The organism is Stenotrophomonas sp. 62841_Sma (assembly GCF_056482945.1).
Genome location: NZ_CM151224.1, coordinates 1,875,993 through 1,895,450, shown reverse-complemented (window position 1 = coordinate 1,895,450; position 19,458 = coordinate 1,875,993). Strand labels below are relative to the sequence as shown.

At 65.0% G+C, this 19,458-nt stretch carries 22 protein-coding genes, 1 other RNA gene and 1 pseudogene; 13 read left to right on the top strand and 11 right to left on the bottom strand.

The annotated features are described in order from the left end of the window. Positions 1–72: 72 nt before the first annotated feature. On the top strand, positions 73–1,317 hold the full coding sequence (locus tag ACZK5G_RS08980; RefSeq protein ID WP_478466074.1) for an SGNH/GDSL hydrolase family protein: 1,245 nt from the start codon (positions 73–75) through the stop codon (positions 1,315–1,317). A gap of 58 nt (positions 1,318–1,375) precedes the next feature. On the opposite strand, the gene fur is transcribed toward ACZK5G_RS08980, so the two are convergent. Continuing rightward, on the bottom strand, positions 1,376–1,783 hold the full coding sequence (gene fur / locus ACZK5G_RS08975) for a ferric iron uptake transcriptional regulator (protein ID WP_005409235.1): 408 nt from the start codon (positions 1,781–1,783) through the stop codon (positions 1,376–1,378). Between the two features lie 103 nt (positions 1,784–1,886). Here fur and ACZK5G_RS08970 point away from each other — a divergent pair, with 103 nt between their 5' ends. Then, entirely contained in the window at positions 1,887–2,279 is a 393-nt protein-coding gene (locus tag ACZK5G_RS08970; RefSeq protein ID WP_010484453.1) for an outer membrane protein assembly factor BamE, read from the top strand. Between the two features lie 36 nt (positions 2,280–2,315). Here ACZK5G_RS08970 and ACZK5G_RS08965 read toward each other — a convergent pair whose 3' ends face one another. Next, the gene (locus ACZK5G_RS08965; protein ID WP_478466072.1) at positions 2,316–2,573 is read right to left on the bottom strand and encodes an RnfH family protein; all 258 of its coding nucleotides are present in this window, start codon (positions 2,571–2,573) and stop codon (positions 2,316–2,318) included. Between the two features lie 3 nt (positions 2,574–2,576). Then, positions 2,577–3,002, bottom strand: a complete 426-nt coding sequence (locus ACZK5G_RS08960; protein WP_010484449.1) for a type II toxin-antitoxin system RatA family toxin — start codon at positions 3,000–3,002, stop codon at positions 2,577–2,579. A 57-nt stretch (positions 3,003–3,059) separates the two neighbouring features. Here ACZK5G_RS08960 and smpB point away from each other — a divergent pair, with 57 nt between their 5' ends. Beyond that, positions 3,060–3,563, top strand: coding sequence for an SsrA-binding protein SmpB (smpB, locus tag ACZK5G_RS08955; RefSeq protein ID WP_010484447.1), 504 nt, complete (start codon positions 3,060–3,062; stop codon positions 3,561–3,563). A 125-nt stretch (positions 3,564–3,688) separates the two neighbouring features. Here the strand turns inward: smpB and ACZK5G_RS08950 are convergent, their stop codons facing one another. The 3 genes from ACZK5G_RS08950 to ACZK5G_RS08940 all read right to left on the bottom strand — a co-directional run bounded on the left by ACZK5G_RS08950 (position 3,689) and on the right by ACZK5G_RS08940 (position 5,147). After that, the gene (locus ACZK5G_RS08950; RefSeq protein ID WP_032128284.1) at positions 3,689–4,261 is read right to left on the bottom strand and encodes a hypothetical protein; all 573 of its coding nucleotides are present in this window, start codon (positions 4,259–4,261) and stop codon (positions 3,689–3,691) included. A 141-nt stretch (positions 4,262–4,402) separates the two neighbouring features. Next, the gene (locus tag ACZK5G_RS08945; RefSeq protein ID WP_478466070.1) at positions 4,403–4,834 is read right to left on the bottom strand and encodes a GNAT family N-acetyltransferase; all 432 of its coding nucleotides are present in this window, start codon (positions 4,832–4,834) and stop codon (positions 4,403–4,405) included. Between the two features lie 85 nt (positions 4,835–4,919). Next, entirely contained in the window at positions 4,920–5,147 is a 228-nt protein-coding gene (locus ACZK5G_RS08940; RefSeq protein WP_232528310.1) for a hypothetical protein, read from the bottom strand. A gap of 198 nt (positions 5,148–5,345) precedes the next feature. Between ACZK5G_RS08940 and ssrA the strand changes: the two genes are divergently transcribed. Then, positions 5,346–5,738: a transfer-messenger RNA gene (ssrA, locus tag ACZK5G_RS08935) on the top strand. Between the two features lie 343 nt (positions 5,739–6,081). Beyond that, on the top strand, positions 6,082–7,587 hold the full coding sequence (locus ACZK5G_RS08930; RefSeq protein WP_223224726.1) for a S8 family serine peptidase: 1,506 nt from the start codon (positions 6,082–6,084) through the stop codon (positions 7,585–7,587). Positions 7,588–7,635: 48 nt separating this feature from the next. On the opposite strand, the gene ACZK5G_RS08925 is transcribed toward ACZK5G_RS08930, so the two are convergent. Continuing rightward, positions 7,636–9,069, bottom strand: a complete 1,434-nt coding sequence (locus ACZK5G_RS08925; protein ID WP_478466068.1) for an MFS transporter — start codon at positions 9,067–9,069, stop codon at positions 7,636–7,638. Between the two features lie 108 nt (positions 9,070–9,177). On the opposite strand from ACZK5G_RS08925, the gene soxR reads away from it, so the two are divergent. Then, the gene (gene soxR, locus ACZK5G_RS08920; protein ID WP_049423593.1) at positions 9,178–9,648 is read left to right on the top strand and encodes a redox-sensitive transcriptional activator SoxR; all 471 of its coding nucleotides are present in this window, start codon (positions 9,178–9,180) and stop codon (positions 9,646–9,648) included. A gap of 91 nt (positions 9,649–9,739) precedes the next feature. Next, positions 9,740–10,225 carry a hypothetical protein gene (locus tag ACZK5G_RS08915; protein ID WP_478466067.1) on the top strand — a complete coding sequence of 162 codons (486 nt, stop codon included), beginning with the start codon at positions 9,740–9,742 and terminating at the stop codon, positions 10,223–10,225. Between the two features lie 14 nt (positions 10,226–10,239). Here the strand turns inward: ACZK5G_RS08915 and ACZK5G_RS08910 are convergent. The 3 genes and pseudogenes from ACZK5G_RS08910 to ACZK5G_RS08900 form a co-directional block, all read right to left on the bottom strand. Further along, positions 10,240–10,392: pseudogene (locus ACZK5G_RS08910) on the bottom strand (methyltransferase family protein); the annotation flags it as partial. Between the two features lie 157 nt (positions 10,393–10,549). Continuing rightward, positions 10,550–12,715 carry a hypothetical protein gene (locus ACZK5G_RS08905; RefSeq protein WP_478466065.1) on the bottom strand — a complete coding sequence of 722 codons (2,166 nt, stop codon included), beginning with the start codon at positions 12,713–12,715 and terminating at the stop codon, positions 10,550–10,552. 131 nt (positions 12,716–12,846) lie between these two features. Further along, entirely contained in the window at positions 12,847–13,308 is a 462-nt protein-coding gene (locus ACZK5G_RS08900; RefSeq protein ID WP_478466063.1) for a methyltransferase family protein, read from the bottom strand. A 153-nt stretch (positions 13,309–13,461) separates the two neighbouring features. On the opposite strand from ACZK5G_RS08900, the gene ACZK5G_RS08895 reads away from it, so the two are divergent. The 5 genes from ACZK5G_RS08895 to ACZK5G_RS08875 all read left to right on the top strand — a co-directional run bounded on the left by ACZK5G_RS08895 (position 13,462) and on the right by ACZK5G_RS08875 (position 18,634). Further along, on the top strand, positions 13,462–15,483 hold the full coding sequence (locus tag ACZK5G_RS08895; RefSeq protein WP_478466062.1) for an esterase/lipase family protein: 2,022 nt from the start codon (positions 13,462–13,464) through the stop codon (positions 15,481–15,483). A gap of 84 nt (positions 15,484–15,567) precedes the next feature. Then, positions 15,568–16,440, top strand: coding sequence for a glyoxalase III HchA (hchA, locus tag ACZK5G_RS08890; protein ID WP_107432382.1), 873 nt, complete (start codon positions 15,568–15,570; stop codon positions 16,438–16,440). 5 nt (positions 16,441–16,445) lie between these two features. Continuing rightward, on the top strand, positions 16,446–17,150 hold the full coding sequence (locus tag ACZK5G_RS08885; RefSeq protein ID WP_049423583.1) for a PA1136 family autoinducer-binding transcriptional regulator: 705 nt from the start codon (positions 16,446–16,448) through the stop codon (positions 17,148–17,150). A gap of 87 nt (positions 17,151–17,237) precedes the next feature. Continuing rightward, a complete protein-coding gene (locus ACZK5G_RS08880) occupies positions 17,238–17,471 on the top strand; it encodes a hypothetical protein (protein WP_032128272.1) in 234 nt (77 codons plus the stop codon). Positions 17,472–17,779: 308 nt separating this feature from the next. Continuing rightward, on the top strand, positions 17,780–18,634 hold the full coding sequence (locus tag ACZK5G_RS08875; protein ID WP_478466060.1) for an endonuclease/exonuclease/phosphatase family protein: 855 nt from the start codon (positions 17,780–17,782) through the stop codon (positions 18,632–18,634). Positions 18,635–18,653: 19 nt separating this feature from the next. Here ACZK5G_RS08875 and ACZK5G_RS08870 read toward each other — a convergent pair whose 3' ends face one another. After that, the gene (locus ACZK5G_RS08870; RefSeq protein ID WP_180844920.1) at positions 18,654–18,914 is read right to left on the bottom strand and encodes a hypothetical protein; all 261 of its coding nucleotides are present in this window, start codon (positions 18,912–18,914) and stop codon (positions 18,654–18,656) included. 140 nt (positions 18,915–19,054) lie between these two features. On the opposite strand from ACZK5G_RS08870, the gene ACZK5G_RS08865 reads away from it, so the two are divergent. After that, positions 19,055–19,432, top strand: coding sequence for a VOC family protein (locus tag ACZK5G_RS08865; RefSeq protein WP_154263208.1), 378 nt, complete (start codon positions 19,055–19,057; stop codon positions 19,430–19,432). Positions 19,433–19,458: the final 26 nt, after the last annotated feature.

Genomic DNA, 19,458 nt, shown 5'->3' with positions numbered 1-19,458 from the left:
TTATCCATGCGCAGTCTAGTTCACAGATCGACGGAGAATCACCATGGCCCTCCCTCCTCCCGGGATTGCCCGATGAACCGCCTCAGCCAGCTCACCGCGACCGCCTTGATCGCCCTCTCCAGCGCAGCCAGTGCCGCCCCGGCCCCGCACTGGGTCGCCAGCTGGCAGGCCAGTCCGCAACCGGTCTGGGGCGCCGATTTCCTGTTCCCCACCCTGGTTCCGGCCACGCTGCAGGACCAGACCTTCCGCCAGACCGCGCGCATCAGCCTGGGCGGGCCCCGGCTGCGGGTGCGGCTGAGCAATGCCTACGGCACCCAGCCGCTGCGGATCGGGGCGGCCAGCGTGGCCGCACACGCGGGTGCCGCCCCGCAGCCGCTCAGTTTCGACGGCCAGCCCGGCGTATCGATCGAGCCCGGTCAGGAACGGCTGAGCGATCCACTAGCGGTGGCCACGGATGACCGCCAGGCGTTGCAGATCAGTGTCTTTGTGCCGGGACCGACTCCAGTCCAGACGTTCCACTGGGAGGGTCGGCAGACCAGTTGGATTGCGCCAGGCGACCAGAGCCAGGCCCAGGCTCTGAGCGGGGCCAGCAGCACTACCGCCCGCCTGTTCCTGGTCGGCATCGAGGTCGAGGCCGCCCATAGCGCACGCAGCGTGGTGGTGATCGGCGATTCGATCACCGACGGTGCCACCGCCAGCCTCGACCAGGACCAGCGCTGGACCGACCAACTGGCGGCGCGCCTGGCACCGCGGGGCGTTGCCGTGGTCAACGCCGGAATATCCGGAGGGCGGCTGCTGCGCGATGGCATGGGCGAATCCGCCCTGGCCCGCTTCCGGCGTGACGTGCTGGATCAACCAGGCGTGGTCAGCGTAGTCGTGCTGATCGGCATCAATGACATCAGCTGGCCCGGCACCGCCTTCGCCCGGAACCAGGCCCGGCCCACGCTGGCCGAACTGCAGGCGGGGTATCGCACCCTGGCCGAGCAGGCCCATCGGCGGGGTCTACGCATCCTCGGCGCCACCCTGACACCGTTCGCCGGCGCCCTGCCCGGCACGCCGCTGGACGACTACTACCAGCCGGAGAAGGAAGCACTGCGCCAACAGCTCAATGCCTGGCTGCGCAGCGACAGCCCGTTCGATGCGGTGATCGACCTGGATGCGGCGCTGCGCGACCCGGCCGATCCGTCACGGATGGCCGCCGCCTACGACTCCGGCGACCACCTGCATCCGGGCGATGCGGGTAACCGGGCCATGGCCGAGGCGGTGGATCTGGAGGTGCTGATGGGGCCCCTTACGCATGGCGTGGATCTGCCGTAAGCAACGAAAAACCCCGGGAAGGCCCGGGGTTTCGTCGCATACAGCTGGCCCGAACGGCTTACTTGCGCTTCTTGCGCACGTACAGCACCAGCGAGTGCTCTTCCAGCTCGTAGCCGTGGTCTGCGGCGATCTTGCGCTGCAGCTCCTCGATCTCGTGGCTTTCGAACTCGATGATCTTGCCGCTGTCCACGTCGACCATGTGGTCGTGGTGGCCGCCACGGTCCAGCTCGTAGACGGCCTGGCCGCCTTCGAAATTGTGCTTGAGCACGAGGCCGGCGGCCTCGAACTGGGTCAGCACCCGGTAGACCGTCGCCAGGCCGATCTCGTCGCCATGCTCGAGCAGCTGGCGGTAGATGTCTTCGGCGGTCATGTGGTGCTGGGCATTGCGCTGTTCAAGCAGCGCCAGGATCCGCATCCGTGGATGGGTCACCTTCAGGCCGACTTTTCGCAGGTCGTGGGTTTCCATAGGTCTCCGTTCATTGGCGATTTAGCGCCAGCTGCCTCGGATTGGGTCGCGGTGGCACGCCGGGAGTGTATCATCGGTTTGATTTCCCCAACCGCCAGTCCCGATGCGCAATCTCCTGTTGGTCGCCGCCGTCGCCCTGTCCACCACCGGGTGCGGCATCATCTACAAGCAACCCATCTATCAGGGCAACCTGATCCGGGAAGATGCCGTGGCCAAGCTGCAGGTCGGGCAGAGCAAGCAGCAGGTCACTGCGCTGCTGGGCACCCCGTCCATTCCGGACCCGTTCCACGCCCAGCGCTGGGACTACACCTCCAGCCAGCGCGTGAACCGCCTGGGCCGTACCGAGGTGAAGAACTTCACCGTGTTCTTCGACAATGACAACGTGACCCGCTGGGAAGGCGATTACTTCCCGGGTAACGACAAGGCCCTGGCCCAGCAGACCGTGCGCCAGTTCGGCCGCAATCTGCCGAAGGACAAGAAGAAGAAGGGTCGCTGACGCCCCCAGCCCGTCCACGCGGACGGGTTGCGGGAATCAACCGCCGAGCGCGCGACGCCGGCGGTTGTCCTTGGGGTCGGCCAGCAGCGGGCGTAGCAGCTCGATGCGGTCGCCATCCAGCAGCACCTGCTGCAGGCGCGCCAGTACGCCGTGCACGGCCACGGCCGGGCATCCAGCACTGCCTTCCAGCGCAGCAGCGGCAATGGCCTCGGCCACGGTCGCGCCCTCGTCCAGCTGCAACCGGCGCGAAAGCACCCGCTGCGGCCAGGCCAGCACCACCTCGACCTCGATCATCGCTCAGGCCTCGTCGGCAACGCGGATGAAGTCGTTGACCATGCGGTCGGCCAGGCTCTGGAAGCCCAACGCCAGCGCCGGACCGAGCAGGCGTGAACTGGGCTCGAAGTCCAGGGTCAGGGTGACCTTGCAGGCATCTTCGGCCAGCGCATGGAACTCCCAGCGGCCGTGCAGCTGCTTGAACGGGCCGTCGCGCAGCTGCATATCGATGCTGTGCGGGCGCTGCAGGGTGTTTTCAGTCTGGAACCAGGTGCTGAACGAGCCCAGGCCCAGGTCCAGGCGTGCTACCAGCCGGTCCTCGCCCTGCTCCAGGATCTGGGCAGCCGAACACCAGCGGAAACGGCGCGGATAGGCCTGGACATCATTGACCAGGTCGAACATGCGCGCGGCCGAATGTTCGACCAGGGCGCTGCGGCGGATAGTAGGCATGAATACAGGACGTTTCGGCAATCGACCGGGCGGGCCCGAATCGGAGACAATACGGAAATGAGCAAGAACAGCGGCAAGGATAAAGCAAAGAGCGCGACGGCCAACAAAACCATCGCGTTGAACAAGCGTGCCCGCCACGAGTACCACATCGAAGACCGCTTCGAAGCCGGCCTGGCCCTGCAGGGCTGGGAGGTGAAATCGATCCGTGCTGGCCGCGGCAACATCGTCGACGCCTACGCCTACGTGAAGGATGGTGAGATCTTCCTGATCGGCGCGCAGATCACTCCGTTGATCCAGGCCTCGACCCATGTCGTGGCCAACGACCGGCGCGATCGCAAGCTGCTGCTGCACCGGAGCGAGATCGACAAGCTGGTCGGCAAGGTCGAGCGCGATGGCTACACGATCGTGCCCACCGCGATGTACTGGAGCAAGAACAAGATCAAGCTCGAAGTCGCGCTGGCCAAGGGCAAGCAGACCCACGACAAGCGCGATGCCGCCAAGGACCGCGACTGGGCGATCGAGAAGCAGCGCGTGATGCGTCGCGGCAACCGCGACGCGTAAGGCCGTTGCACATGATCATGTAGAGCCGAGCCATGCTCGGCTGCCTTGGCTTTCTGTAGAGCCGAGCCATGCTCGGCTTCGGTAAGAAAAGCAGTCGAGCATGGCTCGACTCTACAAAAGGCAGGTCACCCCGCCAGCATGCCCTGCCTGCGCATCCGCGGCGACAGCGCCGCGTGCATCACCGCCAGGTGCATCACTACCGCCAGCTCCGGTGCGTAACGGTCATCACCCAAGCGCCACTGTTGGGCCAGGTTCGCGGCATCAGCCGGCAGCAACGCCAGCAACTGGGCGTCGTCCAGTGCATCGGCCGCGCCCTGCAGCTGGCGCGCCATCTGTCGCGACTGCCATACATGCACACCGATGCTGAGGCTGGCCAGCGACATCAGGACCACGGCCAGCCCGTGCTCGAACCACTGCGACAGCACTTCCGGCCCCCACAGCAGGGCGGCCAGCACTGCCAGGCCCGGCAGGCGCCACCCCAGCCAATGGATGCGGCCGCGCTGCGACCAGTGCACCACCACCGCGCTGGCGACCAGTGCCGCAGCTGCCGTGGCCGGCAACTCCGTCACCCAGGTGGCCGCCAGCAGCACCGCCAGCACCGCCCAGACCCAGCCCGGCGGCAACGCACGCCGCTGGTAGTCGGCACCGACCGGCCCGATCAGCTGCCGCAGGCTGCGTTGTTGGCTTGCATCGGTCACCCATGGTCTCCGTGTCTGTCCTGGCTCGGATGGTCATCGCCAGTGTGTCGCAAATTCGTGCCCACGAAGTTAGCAATCCGCTATGACAGACGCTCTACAACAAGTTGCGGATTGACAGGACGCGCGGCTCGCCCGCAGCGCTCACCCCACCGACAGATCCTTGCTGAGGAACACCCTGCATGTGCCGGCCGGATCGCATGGCACCCGGCCGAACACGACCCATCCATGCTTCACATAGAAGTCGGGCGCCTGGAAGCTGAGGGTGTACAGCACGCCGGAACGGCAACCGCGACGCCGCGCTTCATCCTCTGCGGCCTTCAGCACACGCGACCCCAGCCCGTTGCCGCGATGGGCCGCTGGCAGATGGAACAGATCCACGAACCACAGGCCCAGTGAGGTTCGCCCGGTAAGGCCCCCTACCACCTCGCCGCTGGCCGGATCGGTAACCAGTACCGCCAGCGCGCGTCGATCGGCATACCCTGCAGCCTCCAGATTGAACTGGTCCAAGCCAGTGCCAATCACCTCCAGCGCTTCGTCGCTGGGTTCATCTGTTACTGCAACGTCAAGCGTCATGGCGTCCTTCCACTGGCTCCACTTCAGGAATCTGGATGCTATCAAGCCTGATCGCACCTACGCCGGCCCGCTTCAGCGTTTGGCGCTATTGCGGCCCGTCTTGAGCACAGACCGATGCCACTGCCTTCAACAACAGATAGGCCTGCAGCCCTGATGCAGGACCTGTTGCCGGAAACGCCGCCGCGAGGGCCTTCGCCGCCCGATCTGCGTGTGGCTGGATGTACCAGGACGATTCAGCCGACAGCATGCCACCGCGCACCTCTTGCCCGATCCGATACTGTCCCCAGTTGCCGGGGCTGACGGAAATGGCCATGAGGCCCCCCGTGGAGTGATGTCCGGAAATTCGAGCTCGGCGTCCCAAGGGATCGCAACGTGCCAAACAGCTGGGAACCGGACGCTCACCCGCGTGACTGTTCAGGAAGATTGCCGTAAGATCCGTCTCGTTGGGCAGGGTCAGTGTCAGCTTTCATGACGGCATTGGCCCCAAAGCCTTGCAATGCTTGAAGAAACCGGGGGTGCATTGGTTTCGACGGGGGTTGTGAAGTCGCCTGGCGCATGCCGAGGGGGTAGCTTTCCTCGTAAATCCAGCTGCAAAACTCTAGTTGCCAACGACGACAACTACGCTCCGGTCGCTCTCGCAGCCTAAAAACTGCGGTGCGTGACCTTCTGCCGACTTAGGCGGAGCCTCGAAACTGCTTGTGTCCATGCTCGCAGCGTAGAGTCATTATCATGGAATCGCGCTGGGCGGCTGCCTGTCAGTCCGGCACTAGAACACAACAGGCTGGTTCCCGGGTGCGCTTTGCACACCGTGCTGCTCGGGGATGAGATTCAACGGTGAGCTAAGCATGTAGTGCTGGGGATGGAGTGCCTTCGGACGGCGGTTCAATTCCGCCCACCTCCACCAACGAACGGTTCGTCAAGGACCGGAGAAGCCCGGAAATTCCACCAGCGTGGGTTTCCGGGCTTTTTTATTGGCTGCTCTACGCCGCTGCGAAGTTCGACGCCGCGGCGCAATCGCGGTCCGATGCCGTCAAGCAATGTCGGCAACCGCCATCTTCTCTCGCTTTCGACATCACTAAACCACTTCAGAAATTTCCCACCCTCTCCTTGGGGGGGATGTGTCCGCGAAGCCGTTCGTCCTTGGTCGCCATCAAAAGGAGACCACGGGACACCTGCACCCTTCACATCCAAGCCGAGCCCGAAGGGCACGGCCTGTTCGACACATCTTCCACAAAGGAACTGTATCCATGCGTACGTCGCTTCGGGTTTCCCTTGCCAGCGCCATCACCCTGGTCCTGGCCAGCGCCCCCGCCTTCGCCCAACCCACCGAACGGGTATGGACGCGAGGCATGGCCAGCAACGAGCAGTACAGCAGTTTCATCGTCAAGTACCGGGACGGCAGCAGCAAGCGCGTCTCCGCCACCACCGCGCAGGATGCGCTGAAGAAGCGCCTTGGCGTCCAGCAGCGCAGCAAGCGTTCGATCGGCAACGCACCGCCAGCAGCCGCGTCCGTAACCCATCAACGCCGCATGGGCGGCGGGGCCGACGTGGTCACCACGGACAAGCCACTGGACCTCCCGGAAGCGCAGATCCTGATGCAGCGCATCGCCGACGATCCGGACGTCGAGTATGTGCAGCCGAACTACATGATGAGCGCATTCGCCACACCGAACGACCCACGCTACGGCGAGCAGTGGCACTACAGCAATCCGACCAGTGGCGCGCGCCTGCCCGGCGCGTGGGATCGCTCCACAGGCCAGGGCGTGGTGGTGGCTGTGGTCGATTCGGGCTACCTCAACAACAACGACCTGCAGGCCAACCTGCTGCCGGGCTACGACATGATCTCGTCGACCCGTCCGTTCAGTGATTGGCAATGCATCATCGGCGGAATGAATCCCGGCTGTGGCGGCTCCGACGATGGCGATGGACGCGACGCCGATGCCTTCGATGCCTCGGGCATCGCACACGGCACCCACGTCGCTGGAACGGTCGCTGCGGTGACCAACAACCAGATCGGCGTGGCCGGCGTGGCCTACAACGCGAAGGTCGTGCCGGTGCGCGTACTCGGCAACCAGGGCAATGGCGGTTCCGCCGACATCATCGATGGCATGCTCTGGAGTGCCGGCATCAACGTGCCCAACGTCCCGGCCAATGCGAACCCGGCCGAAGTCATCAATCTCAGCCTGGGCGGCCGCCGCGCCTGCTCGCCGGCCGAGCAGGATGCAATCGACGACATCACCGCGCAGGGCACGATCGTGGTGGTCGCCGCCGGCAACAGCAATCTGGATGTGTCCGAGTTTGCTCCGGCGAACTGCAAGGGCGTGATCGCCGTGGCTGCCAACGATCAGGGCGGGCGACGCGCGTTCTACTCCAACTATGGCGCAGGCATCCATATCACCGCACCCGGTGGTGAAACCTGGTCCTGCCGCGCGTCCGTCGGCGAGTTCCTGCCGCTGGCCACGCCGCCTAGCCAGGCCAACTGCGCCCCGACCCGTCAGCATCCGGCGCAGGGCATCCTGTCCACGGTGGGTAACAACGCCTTCGACTTCATGTCCGGCACCTCGATGGCGGCGCCTCACGTCGCTGGCATCGTCGCGCTGATGCAAGCGGTGGCGCCGGTGCCAAAGACCACCGACCAGGTCAAGGACATCCTGCGTCGAACTGCGCACCCGATCGCCGCAGCGAACTGCCCGGGTGGCTGCGGGCCAGGCATCATTGACGCGGCCGAAGCCGTGAAGGCAGCCAGCAACTGATGGCATGGCGCAGCGGCCCGGCAAGGTCGCTGCGCCCTCCTCCGTTCCTCAGTTCACGTCCGCCGGAAAGCGGCATCGCTTCACCAGCAGCATGCCCAGCATCGGCGCCAGCGCGAAGGTGGCAAACAGCCACCGGGCCGCACGCGCGGTTCCCTCGGCCCCGCCCGGCTCGATCAGTCCCGCTGCATTGGCGACCATCCCGGCAAGCGCAGCCCCGGCCGCGGTGGCGAACAGCTGGACGGTGGTGATCGACGCACCGGCGCGCTCCTGCTCCTCCGGCGGTGCAGAGGTCAACACGCGTGTCAGCAGGTGAGGCCAGGCCAGGCCCACGCCGATCCCGATGACGGCCAGCGCCACGCAGATCGGGACCATCTGCAACCACGTACCGCTGCCGGCAGCCGGCACCCACAGCACCAGCCCGATCATGCCCAGCCATCCCAGCGCCGGGCCGATCATCAACGCCCGGTCAACGGCGCGCCCGCTGAAGCCGGAGCCGACCAACGACCCGAGCGTCCAACCGGCCGCCATCAGCGCCGCGAGGTAGCCCGCAGCAAGCGGTGATTGCTGATGCAGCACCTGCAGGAACAGTGGCACGAAGACCTCGCCGCTGGTGATCATCACCACCAGCAGCGACATCAGCCCATACAACGCGGCCAGCCGCGAGCGGAGCCGGAGAGCGCCGGAAGGAAGCAGCGTCTGCTTCGCTCGGGACTCGATCCTCATCAGCACCACTGCGAGGAACACGGCCATCACGATGCCGATGAAATTGTTGACTGCGCTCGAGGATGTACTGCCAAGGGAGACGCTGATGACGGCCAGGGTCAGCAGCAGGATCTGCAGCCACGGGACCGAGGACCTGGCCGCGGCTGAAGACGATGCCTCCCTCTGCGGAAGGACGTTCGACGCCAGCAGCGCGAACAACACGGCAACCGCGGTGACCGACCAGAATGCGGCCCGCCATACGCCCCATTCGGCGAAGACGCCGCCCACCGCAGGTCCGATCAACGTCGCCACGCCCCACATCCCCGAAACCAGGGCCATCGCGCGGGGCCAGAGCGGCTCTTCGAACGCGAGCCGGATCATGGCGTAGGCCAGTGCGAACAGGAAGCCGCCGCCGACACCCTGCACCAGCCGCCCCACCAGCATCATCGGCATCGAGGTCGCGAGCGCGCAGATCACGGCACCGGCTGCGAAGATGAGCGTCGCCAGTGCATAGCTTCCACGAGGCCCGGCACGTTCAAGCAGCTTGATCGACAGTGCCGACCCCAGGATGGACGCGACCACGAAGAGCGTGGTGTTCCATGCGTAGAGATCCAGGCCACCGATGTCCTCCACCACGGTTGGCAACATGGTGGTGGCGATGTAGACGTTGACCGCATGCAGTGCGACCCCGCCCGCCAGGGCAAGTGAGCGCACTGCATTGCGGCCGGACAGGAGATCGCCCCAGCGGGTGCCGGGGACGGCGATGCCTTGCTGTTCCATTTTCGTTCAAACCTATGATTCATGACCTGCAGCCCAGGGTTCACATGCAGGAAAAAGGGAACTGCCTTATAAAACCTCATGTATTGATGAGGTCAAGGAACCCCGGCCATGAAGATCGATGTCAGCGTTCCGCTTTCCGTGGGCGAAGTCGCGCGTCGCAGCGGGGTCAGCATTGCCACCGTGCACTTCTATGAAGCCAAGGGACTGATCCATGGCTGGCGCAACAACGGCAACCAGCGCCGCTACCGCCGCGACGTGCTGCGGCGCATTGCCGTGATCAAGGTCGCACAGCGGGCGGGCGTTCCTTTGGCCACGATCAAGATCGCGCTGGATGATCTTCCAGCCGAACGGGCGCCCAGTTCGAAGGACTGGGCAAGGCTGTCCAGCAACTGGCGCGACATGCTGAACGAGCGCATCCGCAGCCTGGTCCAGCTGCGCGACCAGCTCGACGGCTGCATCGGCTGTGGTTGCCTGTCACTGAAGGACTGTCCGTTGCGAAACCCTGGCGACCAGTTGTCACAACGCGGCGACGGCGCCGTCTTGCTTGAATCGGACGACGGCGACCGGGGCGTGCCATGATCCATTGCTGCACGCGGCGCTGACTGGAACATCGCAAAATGAAGCGGCATCCTCCCCGCGTTGCTGCCCACTACCTACAGAAGGACCTGCGATGAGAACCGTGATCATCACCTCTGCCCTGCTCCTGGCTGCTTGTGCCGCGGCCCCGGCTGCGCGCGCGGCTGCACCCGCCATCGCGCCGCCCGGCACCGCAACACTCGAAGCCCTGCTGGCCTGCAAGGCAGGCTCGACCTTCGGCGAAGCCGAGGCCATCGATGCCCTGCAGGCAGCCGGCCTGGCCAGAAAGCCTGGCGGCACGTTCGAGCCGGAAACCACGCCGGTCGCCCTGTTCGGCGGTACCGTCACCCATGCCGACGTGAATGTCGCCGAGGGCGAGAAGAGCATCTTCGTCTACTTGAACGGTGTCGACCCCAAGCGCCTGGCCAAGACCTGGTCGGTGACCACGGTCAACGAATACGCCAACACCGAAGCACCGTCCTACGTGAAGCGCATCGACAAGCACCACACCCTGCACGTGATTGCCGGTGATGATTACGAAGGCTATTCCGCTGCCGTGAAGTGCCAGATCACACCGTGACGGCCTGACCCGCGCTAGAGCCAGCGCCGTACGCGCTGGCGGAAGGCTGCGTATGCCTCTGGAAAGCGGGCCGACAGTGCCCGCTCTTCCGGCATGATCTGCCATCGGTTGATGTACAGCACGAACAGTGGCACGGCCAGCAGTGCGGAGAGGTTCTGCAGGTACAGCCCATTGAAGTGATAAAGGCCTACGGCGATGGTGCCCGGAATCCGTGACAGTCGCGACCGTTGCCCCTCCAATGCAATACCCACAACGGTCCGGAACATGCAGGGGCAGCCACCTGACCGTCCTTCGCTCCGGGCACGTTGCGGGCATCCCAGACGCTCAGCGCTTCGGGCTCACCCTCCAGAGTTCGTACGGCCCTTCGGTCATGATGCGTGTTGCCCGGCTGTCCGCAGCAAGTGTGTCAACCGCAGCGCGCAGAATCCGATCCCGCTCCTGGCCACCTGCCGAACCGGGTGAGCGCACGATGAGGTATTGAGCAGCGATGTCCTCCAGAAACTCCAGCGTGTGCTCCGGGGTATCAACCAGGCCGGGTCGTGTCAGCGCAATGATGTCGATCGGCTCGTACCGGACTGGCAACCAGAAGCCCTCCCCGCCCACATCCCCCACAGCACGCGTGCGCGGCGCCTCCTGGGAAAGCCGCTGGGCCATCCTTTCCAGGCCGATGTCGCGCCAGGCTGCCGCACGCCGCGAAGCCGTATCCAGCATGGGCCGATCAAGACGTGTATCGAACGCCCGGGTACCGGGCCCCCATGCGCCCGTCACAAGACACATCAATGCAGATGCCACGGCGATCGAGAAAATCAAGGCATGCATGACCCGGCTCACGCCAGGGCAGGACTGCCATTTCCACAGTGATTGCTGAAGAAGGAAGCCAGCAAACATCAACAGGCTCAGCAAAGGCGTGATGAAGTAGTTTCCATCCGCACCTGACGCTTCGATGTAGCGATTTCCCAGGAGCATAGGGAAGAACAGCAGTCCCAGCAGAAGCACGGGAACAGCACGTCGCCAGGCGACCGATCGCCGCCAGCCGAGGATCATCGCCACCAATGGTAGGCCAAGCCATGCATTGCCCGTCCACAATATCTGCAGCAGCGGATACTGCCGTGGATCGAACAGGTACGCCAACAGGGCCCTTCCGGGAGGCAGATAAACAAGCAGATCACTGGTCGGGAGGCGACCCACGGGTGACTGCAGCGGCATGCCCCATGCGGCAAAGAGATCAAGCGCGGCATTCGGGGCAACAATAGGTACCCCCGCCAGCCACCATGTTCGCGCGGTGATCACCCCCACCAGCACTATCGCGCCAAGTAACACCCCTCCGGCAATCGCAGCAGGCGGCTGCCTCCGGTGAAAGCGCTGGCTCCGCCAACGGATGAAAGCGGGAATCGCCAACAGGCCGATGGCCAGCGTGTAGGGAATATTGGACAGCCTTGCCTGGCTCGCCAACAGGGACGCAGCCATCGCAATCCAGAGCCAACCGACACCGCCTCTGTTGCCGAGTCGAAGCACGGCCAACAGCGAGACAGCAAGCAACAAGGCCGCCAAGGCGTCTCCCTTGGCCGTGATTGAAATGTTGGCGAACGCAGGCAGTGTTGCAAGCAGCGCGACAATGTAAGAACGCAAGACACGCGTTGCGCGCAGCTCACGTAGGATCTGTGACGCAACCCCGAGGGTGGCCAGCCAGCAGCCTATACTCAAGCCGATGATCGCGGGAATGCTGCCGATGGCCGCCAAGGGGACCTGGAGCAGCTCAATCAGTTTTGGATAGTAATGGACTGGTGCTACAAGACCTTCGCTACGGAATATGTTGCCACTTGCGATCAATGCGCGGTCGGCCGACAGGCCATACCAGTTGGAATCAAAATCCGAGGAAACAGATGCCTTCGCAAAAAGCACCAGCGTCAGAGTCGCAATCAAGGCCGTGACTGCCGGTGTACGCTCAGCTCCACGTCGAACACCAGAAACCAGCATCCCACCCAGCCACGGTCCACGCCGCAGGATCAACGCCCCGACCAGTACCAGCGCGGTGAGCCCGGCGAGTGCCTGCATGGCCCCCACGCCAAGCAATGAAGCCATCCACAGCAGAAGCGAGCAGGCCACAAGGCCTGTCATGCCGACAATGACCTGTTGGGCGGGATCGCGCTGGGAGACACCCCCAGCCAGGGCAACAAGGCATCCGCCCAGGGCAAAGATACCCTCCAGGTAGATGTAACTGGCAAGCATCGCCACATCCACACCATGGTGCCTGGCATACAGAGCTGAAACCGCTGCGATACCTGCCCAGAGAGCGGGCCCACGGATCAACTTCAGCGCCACATACAACGCGAAAAAGAGCGCTGATGACTCCAGGGCGCCCTGCCAGGCTGCTGGCTGCTTTACATGCCAGCCCCACACGCCGGGACCGACCAGGGACCAGATGGGAACCAGGATGAAAACGAGTACCAATGCGCTTGCAAGTACAAGCCTCCCGACGGGTGGTTTCACGCTTGCACTCGAAGGTTGGATGGGAGGGCGCAGATTACTGTCTGAAGCTGCGCGCGTCATCCACGGAACGCGAGACCACCCGTGATGCAGCCCAAGGAGTGCCAGATCACACCGTGACGGCCTGACCCGCGCTAGAGCCAGCGCCGTACGCGCTGGCGGAAGGCTGCGTATGCCTCCGGAAAGCGGGCCGACAGTGCCCGCTCTTCCGGCATGATCTGCCATCGGCTGATGTACAGCACGAACAGCGGCACGGCCAGTAGTGCGGTCAGATTCTGCAGGTACAGCATGGCACCTGCCAGGACAGTGGCCTGGCCCAGGTACATCGGGTTGCGCGTGTAGCGGTACACGCCGTGCGTGACCAGCACGCTCGACGTCGCCGGCCGCAGGGGGTTGACCGTGGTGCCCACGCGCCGGAAGGCCAGCTTCGGCAGCAGGTTCAGTACCACGCCGAAGGCCATCACCAGACCCGCAAGCAACTCCGGCACGGGTAGCTGCAGCGCCCCGCCCGGCTGCCATCGGCTGGCCATATAGCCGATGGCGGCGCACAACAGCATCACAAGAGGCGGAGGAACACGGGTCTCAAGCCATCGCATCGCACCCCCGCATTCATCCTGTTCACCCCAGTGTCACACGGGAATGCCTGAATCGCCAGGTTGGCGGCATTTCCGCGCTCCAAACCGACCGCCCGGTATCTTCCGCTTTGACATGCCGACCGCTAGAGTGGCGCCACCGCGCAGGAGGATCGTATGGCAACCACGGGCTTGGGCTTCATCGGCCGCACGACCCTCATCATCACCGTGCTGCTCACCCTGGGCGGCTGCGCGACGTTGCGCCAGTTCGGGCCGTCGGTGCAGGTGGCCTCGGTCACCCCCGGCCAATACATCGCCCTGAAACGCGGCGACATCCTGACCACCGGCAAGCTCAGTTCGGCCACCATGGAGACGCTGCGCGTCGCCGGCCTCGACGAAGGCGTCTGCGCCAAGCCAGGCCTGCCCTGCATCGAGGCGATGGAAGGCAGCATCGTGGTGCGCGAGGAGGACAAGCGCTCAAGCCTGGCCGAACTGTGGCTGCAGTATGCGATGACCTTGCCCGCGCCCAAGCGCGAGTACTCCACGTCAGGCCGTGCCAAGAGCGCGATCACCGAACTGGATGCGGACTTCCAGCCGCGCCTGGACGCGTGGATGCAGGTCGCGCGGCAGGCCTACGCCTACCTGTTCTTCACCGAGCGCACGGCCAACCAGCGCGGTTTCGAAGACCGCCAGACCCAGGTGCGCGACTACTACAACCTGGCCGTGCAGGAAGCCTCGGTACAGTTGTACAACGCCTATGCCACCGGGCGCGTGCATGGTGAAGCCAGCCACTTCCAGCTGGGCCGCTGGACGTTCGTGCTGGCGCCGTCGGGCCAAGCATCACCGCTGGATACGCGTACGCCCACCGAACTGGTACCGGCAGCCTCGCTGTCGTTCACCGGCACGCTGCGCAGCGTGCATCGCCGCGATGGCTTCGGTGCCGAACTGGTGGCCGTGATGGATGATCCCGCCGCCACTACGGCCACCACGCCGCCGGCCACCACAGCCGCCGCGCAGGCCACCACGCCCATCACGCAGAGCTGGAGCGAGATGCCGTCGCCATCGATGACGGTGCTGCTGCGCTTCTCCGGAAAGAACCTGTGGGAAGTACTGCACGACGACGAGCCGGAACTGGAGATCCACGATCCCTACCAGGTCACGGAAGTCACCCTGCATGGGCAGCAGGTGCCATTGGCCGCGAACTTCACCGCAGGCTACGCACTGTGGCTGGCGCGCTCCAATTTCAGCCACCAATCGCTGCGTTCGCTGTTCGGTGGCAAGGGCGGCATCGACACGCCGCATCTATACATGATGCAGCCCTACGACCCGAACCGCCGCGTGCTGCTGATGATCCATGGCCTGGCCAGCAGCCCGGAAGCCTGGGTCAACGTCGCCAACGAGCTGATGCGCGACGACGAGATCCGCCAGGACTTCCAGGTCTGGCAGTTCTACTACCCGACCAACATGCCCATCGCGATGAGCCACGATGCGATGCGCCACACGCTGGATGAGGTGTTCAAGCACTTCGACCCCAGCGGCAAGGCGCAGGCCTCTCATGACATGGTGCTGGTCGGGCACAGCATGGGTGGGGTGATCTCACGGCTGATGGTGTCTTCTTCCGGCGACCACCTGGTAGAGACCCTGCTGGCGACCGCACAGATGACGCCTGCGCAGCAGGAGCTGCTGCGCACCAAGGGCGCGCCGGTGCTGACCTTCCTGCCGGAACCGGAAGTATCTCGCGTGGTATTCATTGCCACGCCGCACCGCGGTACCGATGTGGCGAGCACCCGCCTCGGCCGCTGGATCGGCCGCCTGGTACGGCTGCCACTGACCGTCCTGGAGGACGTGGCCACCATCGCCAACGACGGCAAGATCGATCGCAACGACGGCAAGCACGGCTACCAGATGAACAGCATCCAGAACCTGGACAAGGACGATCCCTTCGTGCGCGCCGTGGCCGACCTGCCGATGGCACCGAAGGTGCGTTACCACTCGATCATCGCGCGCGCGAAGGCAGATGGTCCGCTGGAAAAGACCGACGACGGGCTGGTGCCCTACTGGAGCTCGCACCTTCCGCACGCGGATTCGGAGAAGGTGATCGTGTCCGGGCACAGCGTGCAGGAAGCCACGCCGGCCATCGTCGAACTGCGGCGGATCCTGCATGAAGACATGCAACAGCACGGCGCCGGGGTGAAATAGCAGGGGGCGAATGAGGGGGAAACCCTCATCGCCTGTACGCATCCGCCCTTCTATGCTGGCTCCACTACCCCACTGGAGGTCCGCATGAACACGCAAGAGCCCAGCCGCCACCCCAGCCCCGATCCGGCCGAGCGCGACGCCTTCTTCCCGTCGCCGTACTCGCTGTCACAGTTCACATCGGCGAAGAGCGACCTGTCCGGCGCCGACTATCCCGACGCGCGCCGCGATGGCCGCTGGAAGGTGCTGATGATCGCTGCGGACGAACGCTATCTGCCCACCGCCAACGGCCACCTGTTCTCCACCGGCAACCATCCGGTGGAAACCCTGCTGCCGATGTACCACCTGGACAAGGCCGGCTTCGACATCGATGTGGCGACGCTGTCCGGCAACGCCGCCAAGTTCGAGTGGTGGGCGTTCCCGCATGAGGACAAGGAGATCGGCGGACTGTACGACCGCTACGAAGCCCGCTTCCGCCAGCCACTGCCGTTGGATGAGGTGGTGGCAGGCCTCGATGCCGCGTCGGACTATGCAGCCGTGTTCATTCCCGGTGGCCACGGCGCCCTCATCGGACTGCCGCAGAGTCGAGCGGTAAAGGCGGCCCTGCACTGGGCGATGGCCGAGCAACGTCACATCATCACCCTCTGCCACGGCCCGGCCGCATTGCTGGCCGCAGGCGTTGACGAGGCCGACGGTGGTTCGCTGTTCCGCGGCTACCGCATCTGTGCCTTCCCCGATGCGATGGACCGGCAGACGCCGGAGATCGGCTACATGCCCGGGCAGCTGCCGTGGTTCTTCGGTGAGCGCCTGGCGCAGCAGGGCGTGCAGATCGTCAACGACGGCATCGATGGCAGCGTGCTGCAGGACCGCCTGTTGCTGACCGGCGACAGCCCGCTGGCCGGCAATGCGCTGGGCAAGCTGGCCGCGCGCACGCTGCTCGACGCATTGGCCGGGCGCTGACTGGCGTGAGCGATCTGGTGCAGGCGTTGCTGGAACTGGAACGCGCCCGCTCACTGAGTGCGGTGGGCGCGGTACTACGCGGCATCTCTGCACCGCTGGGCTACGACCGCGTGCTGGTGTTCGCCACCGGCACGGGGTTGGAACGCGGTACCCAGCGCGTGTACTGGATCGAGGGCGACTGGTTCGGCGACGGCAGCACTACCGACCTCGCGCGCTACCTGCACGCCTGTCCGGTCAATCGCCACGTTCTGGACAGTGACGCGCCGTTCTTCTGGAGCAAGCGCCAGGGCGTTCGCGGCGAGCGCTATCAGGTGGTAAAGCAGCCACGTGGTGAAGGCCTGCACGGTCTGCAGGTGCCGGTGTTCGGCACCACAGGGCTGGAAGGCGCGATCAGTTTTGCCGGGACAGCGATCGATGCATCGGCCAGCGCGCGACTGCTGCTGGATGCTGCTGCAGCTGCAGCATTCCGTGCCGCACGCCGGCTTTCCGAGACGCCCACCGAGCTTTCCGGAAGTGCGTTGAGCACGCGCGAACGCGAGGTGCTGCGCTGGGTCGCCGCCGGCCGTCGCCAAGCGGAAATCGCGGCCACGCTGGGGCTTTCCGCCCGTACGGTGGAGAATCATCTGCGACGCGCGCGCCAGCGCCTGGGCGTGGCAACCACCGCGCAGGCGGTGCGTGCTGCCAGTCGGCGCGGCGAGATCGAGGACTGATCCGGGCAAGACACTTCCGGCGCTCTGGTTCGCGTGTTACACACGCCATGCGCATGTGCGCGATTGCAGAAAGCAAGGACGATGCTTATGAAACTGCAACTGGCCGCGATGGCCGCGTTGGTGATGGCAACGGCAACCCTGGCTCCGGTGGCGGACGCCAATGCCGGGGGACCGAAAGAAAATGTTTCGTGCGTGCCGGTGAAAGTGGACCACAACCGGGTCCACCAGCACTGCACGGAAACCTACACCGATGAGTTCGGCAACGTGTACGAAGCCGAGTACTGGATCGACGAGTACGGCAACCCTTACCTGCGCGACTGAGCCGGCAGGGGACTGCGCCGGGCCGCCCGCCGGGCCGGCGCGCATGCAGCAGCTGCCGCTCGGAAGTGACGTACTTCGACGAGGACGGCACTCCCTACATCCAGGTGTACTGGATTGACCAGAATGGCCAGTGGTACCTGCCCGCAGACTAAGCACCCATGACCTCCTGATCGCGCCCGCGCGATCCGCCGGGCGGGACCTTCACCTCCCGCCCGGCATCTTCCATCCGCCCATCCCGGCATATCGCCGACCCCACCGTCCATGGCATGCTTCATGAAACCGTTTTCATGGAATGGAGGGATTCCACGATGTTGTCGCGTTTCCGTCGCCCTGCGCTGTATGCGCTGCTGGCGCTTGCTCTGCCTGCCGTCGCCTGGGCTGCTGCGCCGGCGCCACTGAAAGTGATGTCGTTCAATGTCCGTACCCCGGCCGATACCGAACCGGGCAAGCGCTGGCCGGACCGTCGCGATGCCATGGTCAAGGTCATCCTCGATGCACACCCGGCCGTGATTGGCACGCAGGAGCTGGTGAAGGAACAGGCCGACTTCCTGTCCGGGCATCTGCCCGGCTACCGCTGGTTCGGTGAAGGCCGCCGCGGTGGCAGCGGCGATGAACACATGGGCGTGTTCTACGACAGCAAGGTGCTGGCCATCGAGGAATCCGGCAACTTCTGGTTATCCGATACGCCAGAAGTACCCGGCAGCATCACCTGGGGCAACCTGTACCCGCGCATGGTCACCTGGGCCCTGTTCCGGCGCCTGGACGATGGCCGCCGTTTCTACTTCATGAATACCCACCTGCCCTACCGCGACGAGGACGAACCGCGCAGGGTGAAGGGTGCCGAGCTGATCGGCAAGCGCCTGCAAGCCCTGCCTGCCGACCTGCCGGTGGTCCTGACCGGTGACTTCAACAGCGAGCCCGGCGGTGACACCTACAAGGCATTCACCCGCCTGCTGCAGGACACACGCACGCAGGTGAATGCACCGCAGGGACCACGCCTGACCTTCCACGACTTCACCGGCAAGGCCACCGTGCAGCTGGACTGGGTGCTGGTGCGCGGCTTCCATGCCCGCAGTTTCCTCACCGATGACCGCCGCTTCGACGGCGTGCTGCCGTCGGATCACTTCCCGCTGGTGGTCGAGCTGGACTGGCCGAAGCACTGAATCTCCGCGGCCGCCGTGGCTACCGCGGCTGCCGCGACAACAGCCGGTACAACGCCAGGTGCTGGTTGCGCGCCTGGCAGATGCGGGCGCCGACAGCAAGGAACACGGCAACGCCGATCAGGCCCAGCCCCAGCATCGGATCAGGCAGTCGCAGGAAACCGATCGCAGCGGCCATCGTCGCCAGCACCAGCAGCACAACGACCGCCACCGAAAGGCCCGCGCCGGGTGGCCCCGGGTCGCCAAACAGCATGCGCTGGGTATCCCGCCTGTCATCACTCATCGTCTTTACTCCCTGGAATCTGCCCCACTAGTTACACGGCGGACACGGCTTCCGGCAGAGTCAGAAACGTCACGACTGTGACAACGTCCACAGCACACACCGCGCTACCCTGCCCCCGTTCCCGAACTGTGGAGAAAGGCATGGCACACCAGAGCCGCCTGGCCGGTTTCATCATCGATTGCGAGGGCATTCCCGCCGACGAAGGTGCCCGCTTCTGGTCCGCCGCGCTCGGCCTGCAGGCGCAGCCCGCCTATGCCGAAGACGGCGCCGAGTACGCCGACCTGCAGGGCGCGCCCGCAGGCCTGAACGTGGAGGTGCAACGCGTCAATCACCCTTCACGGGTGCACCTGGACATCGAGAGTGACGACATCGACGCCGAGGCCGACCGCCTGGAGAAGCTCGGCGCGCGGCGGATAGGCTTCGTCAAACGCTGGTGGGTGATGGAAGCACCGACCGGCCATCGCTTCTGCATCGTGCGCATGCGCGAGCGCGAGGTACCGGCCAATCGCTGGCCCTGAAAGAAGAAAGGGACGGAAGCCACTGC

What these genes read in the sequence shown, in the direction of transcription:
- ACZK5G_RS08980 (WP_478466074.1), top strand. Translation starts at nt 73, where the DNA reads ATGAACCGCCTCAGCCAGCTCACCGCGACCGCCTTGATCGCCCTCTCC.
- fur (WP_005409235.1), bottom strand. Translation starts at nt 1,783, where the DNA reads ATGGAAACCCACGACCTGCGAAAAGTCGGCCTGAAGGTGACCCATCCA.
- ACZK5G_RS08970 (WP_010484453.1), top strand. Translation starts at nt 1,887, where the DNA reads ATGCGCAATCTCCTGTTGGTCGCCGCCGTCGCCCTGTCCACCACCGGG.
- ACZK5G_RS08965 (WP_478466072.1), bottom strand. Translation starts at nt 2,573, where the DNA reads ATGATCGAGGTCGAGGTGGTGCTGGCCTGGCCGCAGCGGGTGCTTTCG.
- ACZK5G_RS08960 (WP_010484449.1), bottom strand. Translation starts at nt 3,002, where the DNA reads ATGCCTACTATCCGCCGCAGCGCCCTGGTCGAACATTCGGCCGCGCGC.
- smpB (WP_010484447.1), top strand. Translation starts at nt 3,060, where the DNA reads ATGAGCAAGAACAGCGGCAAGGATAAAGCAAAGAGCGCGACGGCCAAC.
- ACZK5G_RS08945 (WP_478466070.1), bottom strand. Translation starts at nt 4,834, where the DNA reads ATGACGCTTGACGTTGCAGTAACAGATGAACCCAGCGACGAAGCGCTG.
- ACZK5G_RS08940 (WP_232528310.1), bottom strand. Translation starts at nt 5,147, where the DNA reads ATGGCCATTTCCGTCAGCCCCGGCAACTGGGGACAGTATCGGATCGGG.
- ACZK5G_RS08930 (WP_223224726.1), top strand. Translation starts at nt 6,082, where the DNA reads ATGCGTACGTCGCTTCGGGTTTCCCTTGCCAGCGCCATCACCCTGGTC.
- ACZK5G_RS08925 (WP_478466068.1), bottom strand. Translation starts at nt 9,069, where the DNA reads ATGGAACAGCAAGGCATCGCCGTCCCCGGCACCCGCTGGGGCGATCTC.
- soxR (WP_049423593.1), top strand. Translation starts at nt 9,178, where the DNA reads ATGAAGATCGATGTCAGCGTTCCGCTTTCCGTGGGCGAAGTCGCGCGT.
- ACZK5G_RS08915 (WP_478466067.1), top strand. Translation starts at nt 9,740, where the DNA reads ATGAGAACCGTGATCATCACCTCTGCCCTGCTCCTGGCTGCTTGTGCC.
- ACZK5G_RS08900 (WP_478466063.1), bottom strand. Translation starts at nt 13,308, where the DNA reads ATGCGATGGCTTGAGACCCGTGTTCCTCCGCCTCTTGTGATGCTGTTG.
- ACZK5G_RS08895 (WP_478466062.1), top strand. Translation starts at nt 13,462, where the DNA reads ATGGCAACCACGGGCTTGGGCTTCATCGGCCGCACGACCCTCATCATC.
- hchA (WP_107432382.1), top strand. Translation starts at nt 15,568, where the DNA reads ATGAACACGCAAGAGCCCAGCCGCCACCCCAGCCCCGATCCGGCCGAG.
- ACZK5G_RS08880 (WP_032128272.1), top strand. Translation starts at nt 17,238, where the DNA reads ATGAAACTGCAACTGGCCGCGATGGCCGCGTTGGTGATGGCAACGGCA.
- ACZK5G_RS08875 (WP_478466060.1), top strand. Translation starts at nt 17,780, where the DNA reads ATGTTGTCGCGTTTCCGTCGCCCTGCGCTGTATGCGCTGCTGGCGCTT.
- ACZK5G_RS08870 (WP_180844920.1), bottom strand. Translation starts at nt 18,914, where the DNA reads ATGAGTGATGACAGGCGGGATACCCAGCGCATGCTGTTTGGCGACCCG.
- ACZK5G_RS08865 (WP_154263208.1), top strand. Translation starts at nt 19,055, where the DNA reads ATGGCACACCAGAGCCGCCTGGCCGGTTTCATCATCGATTGCGAGGGC.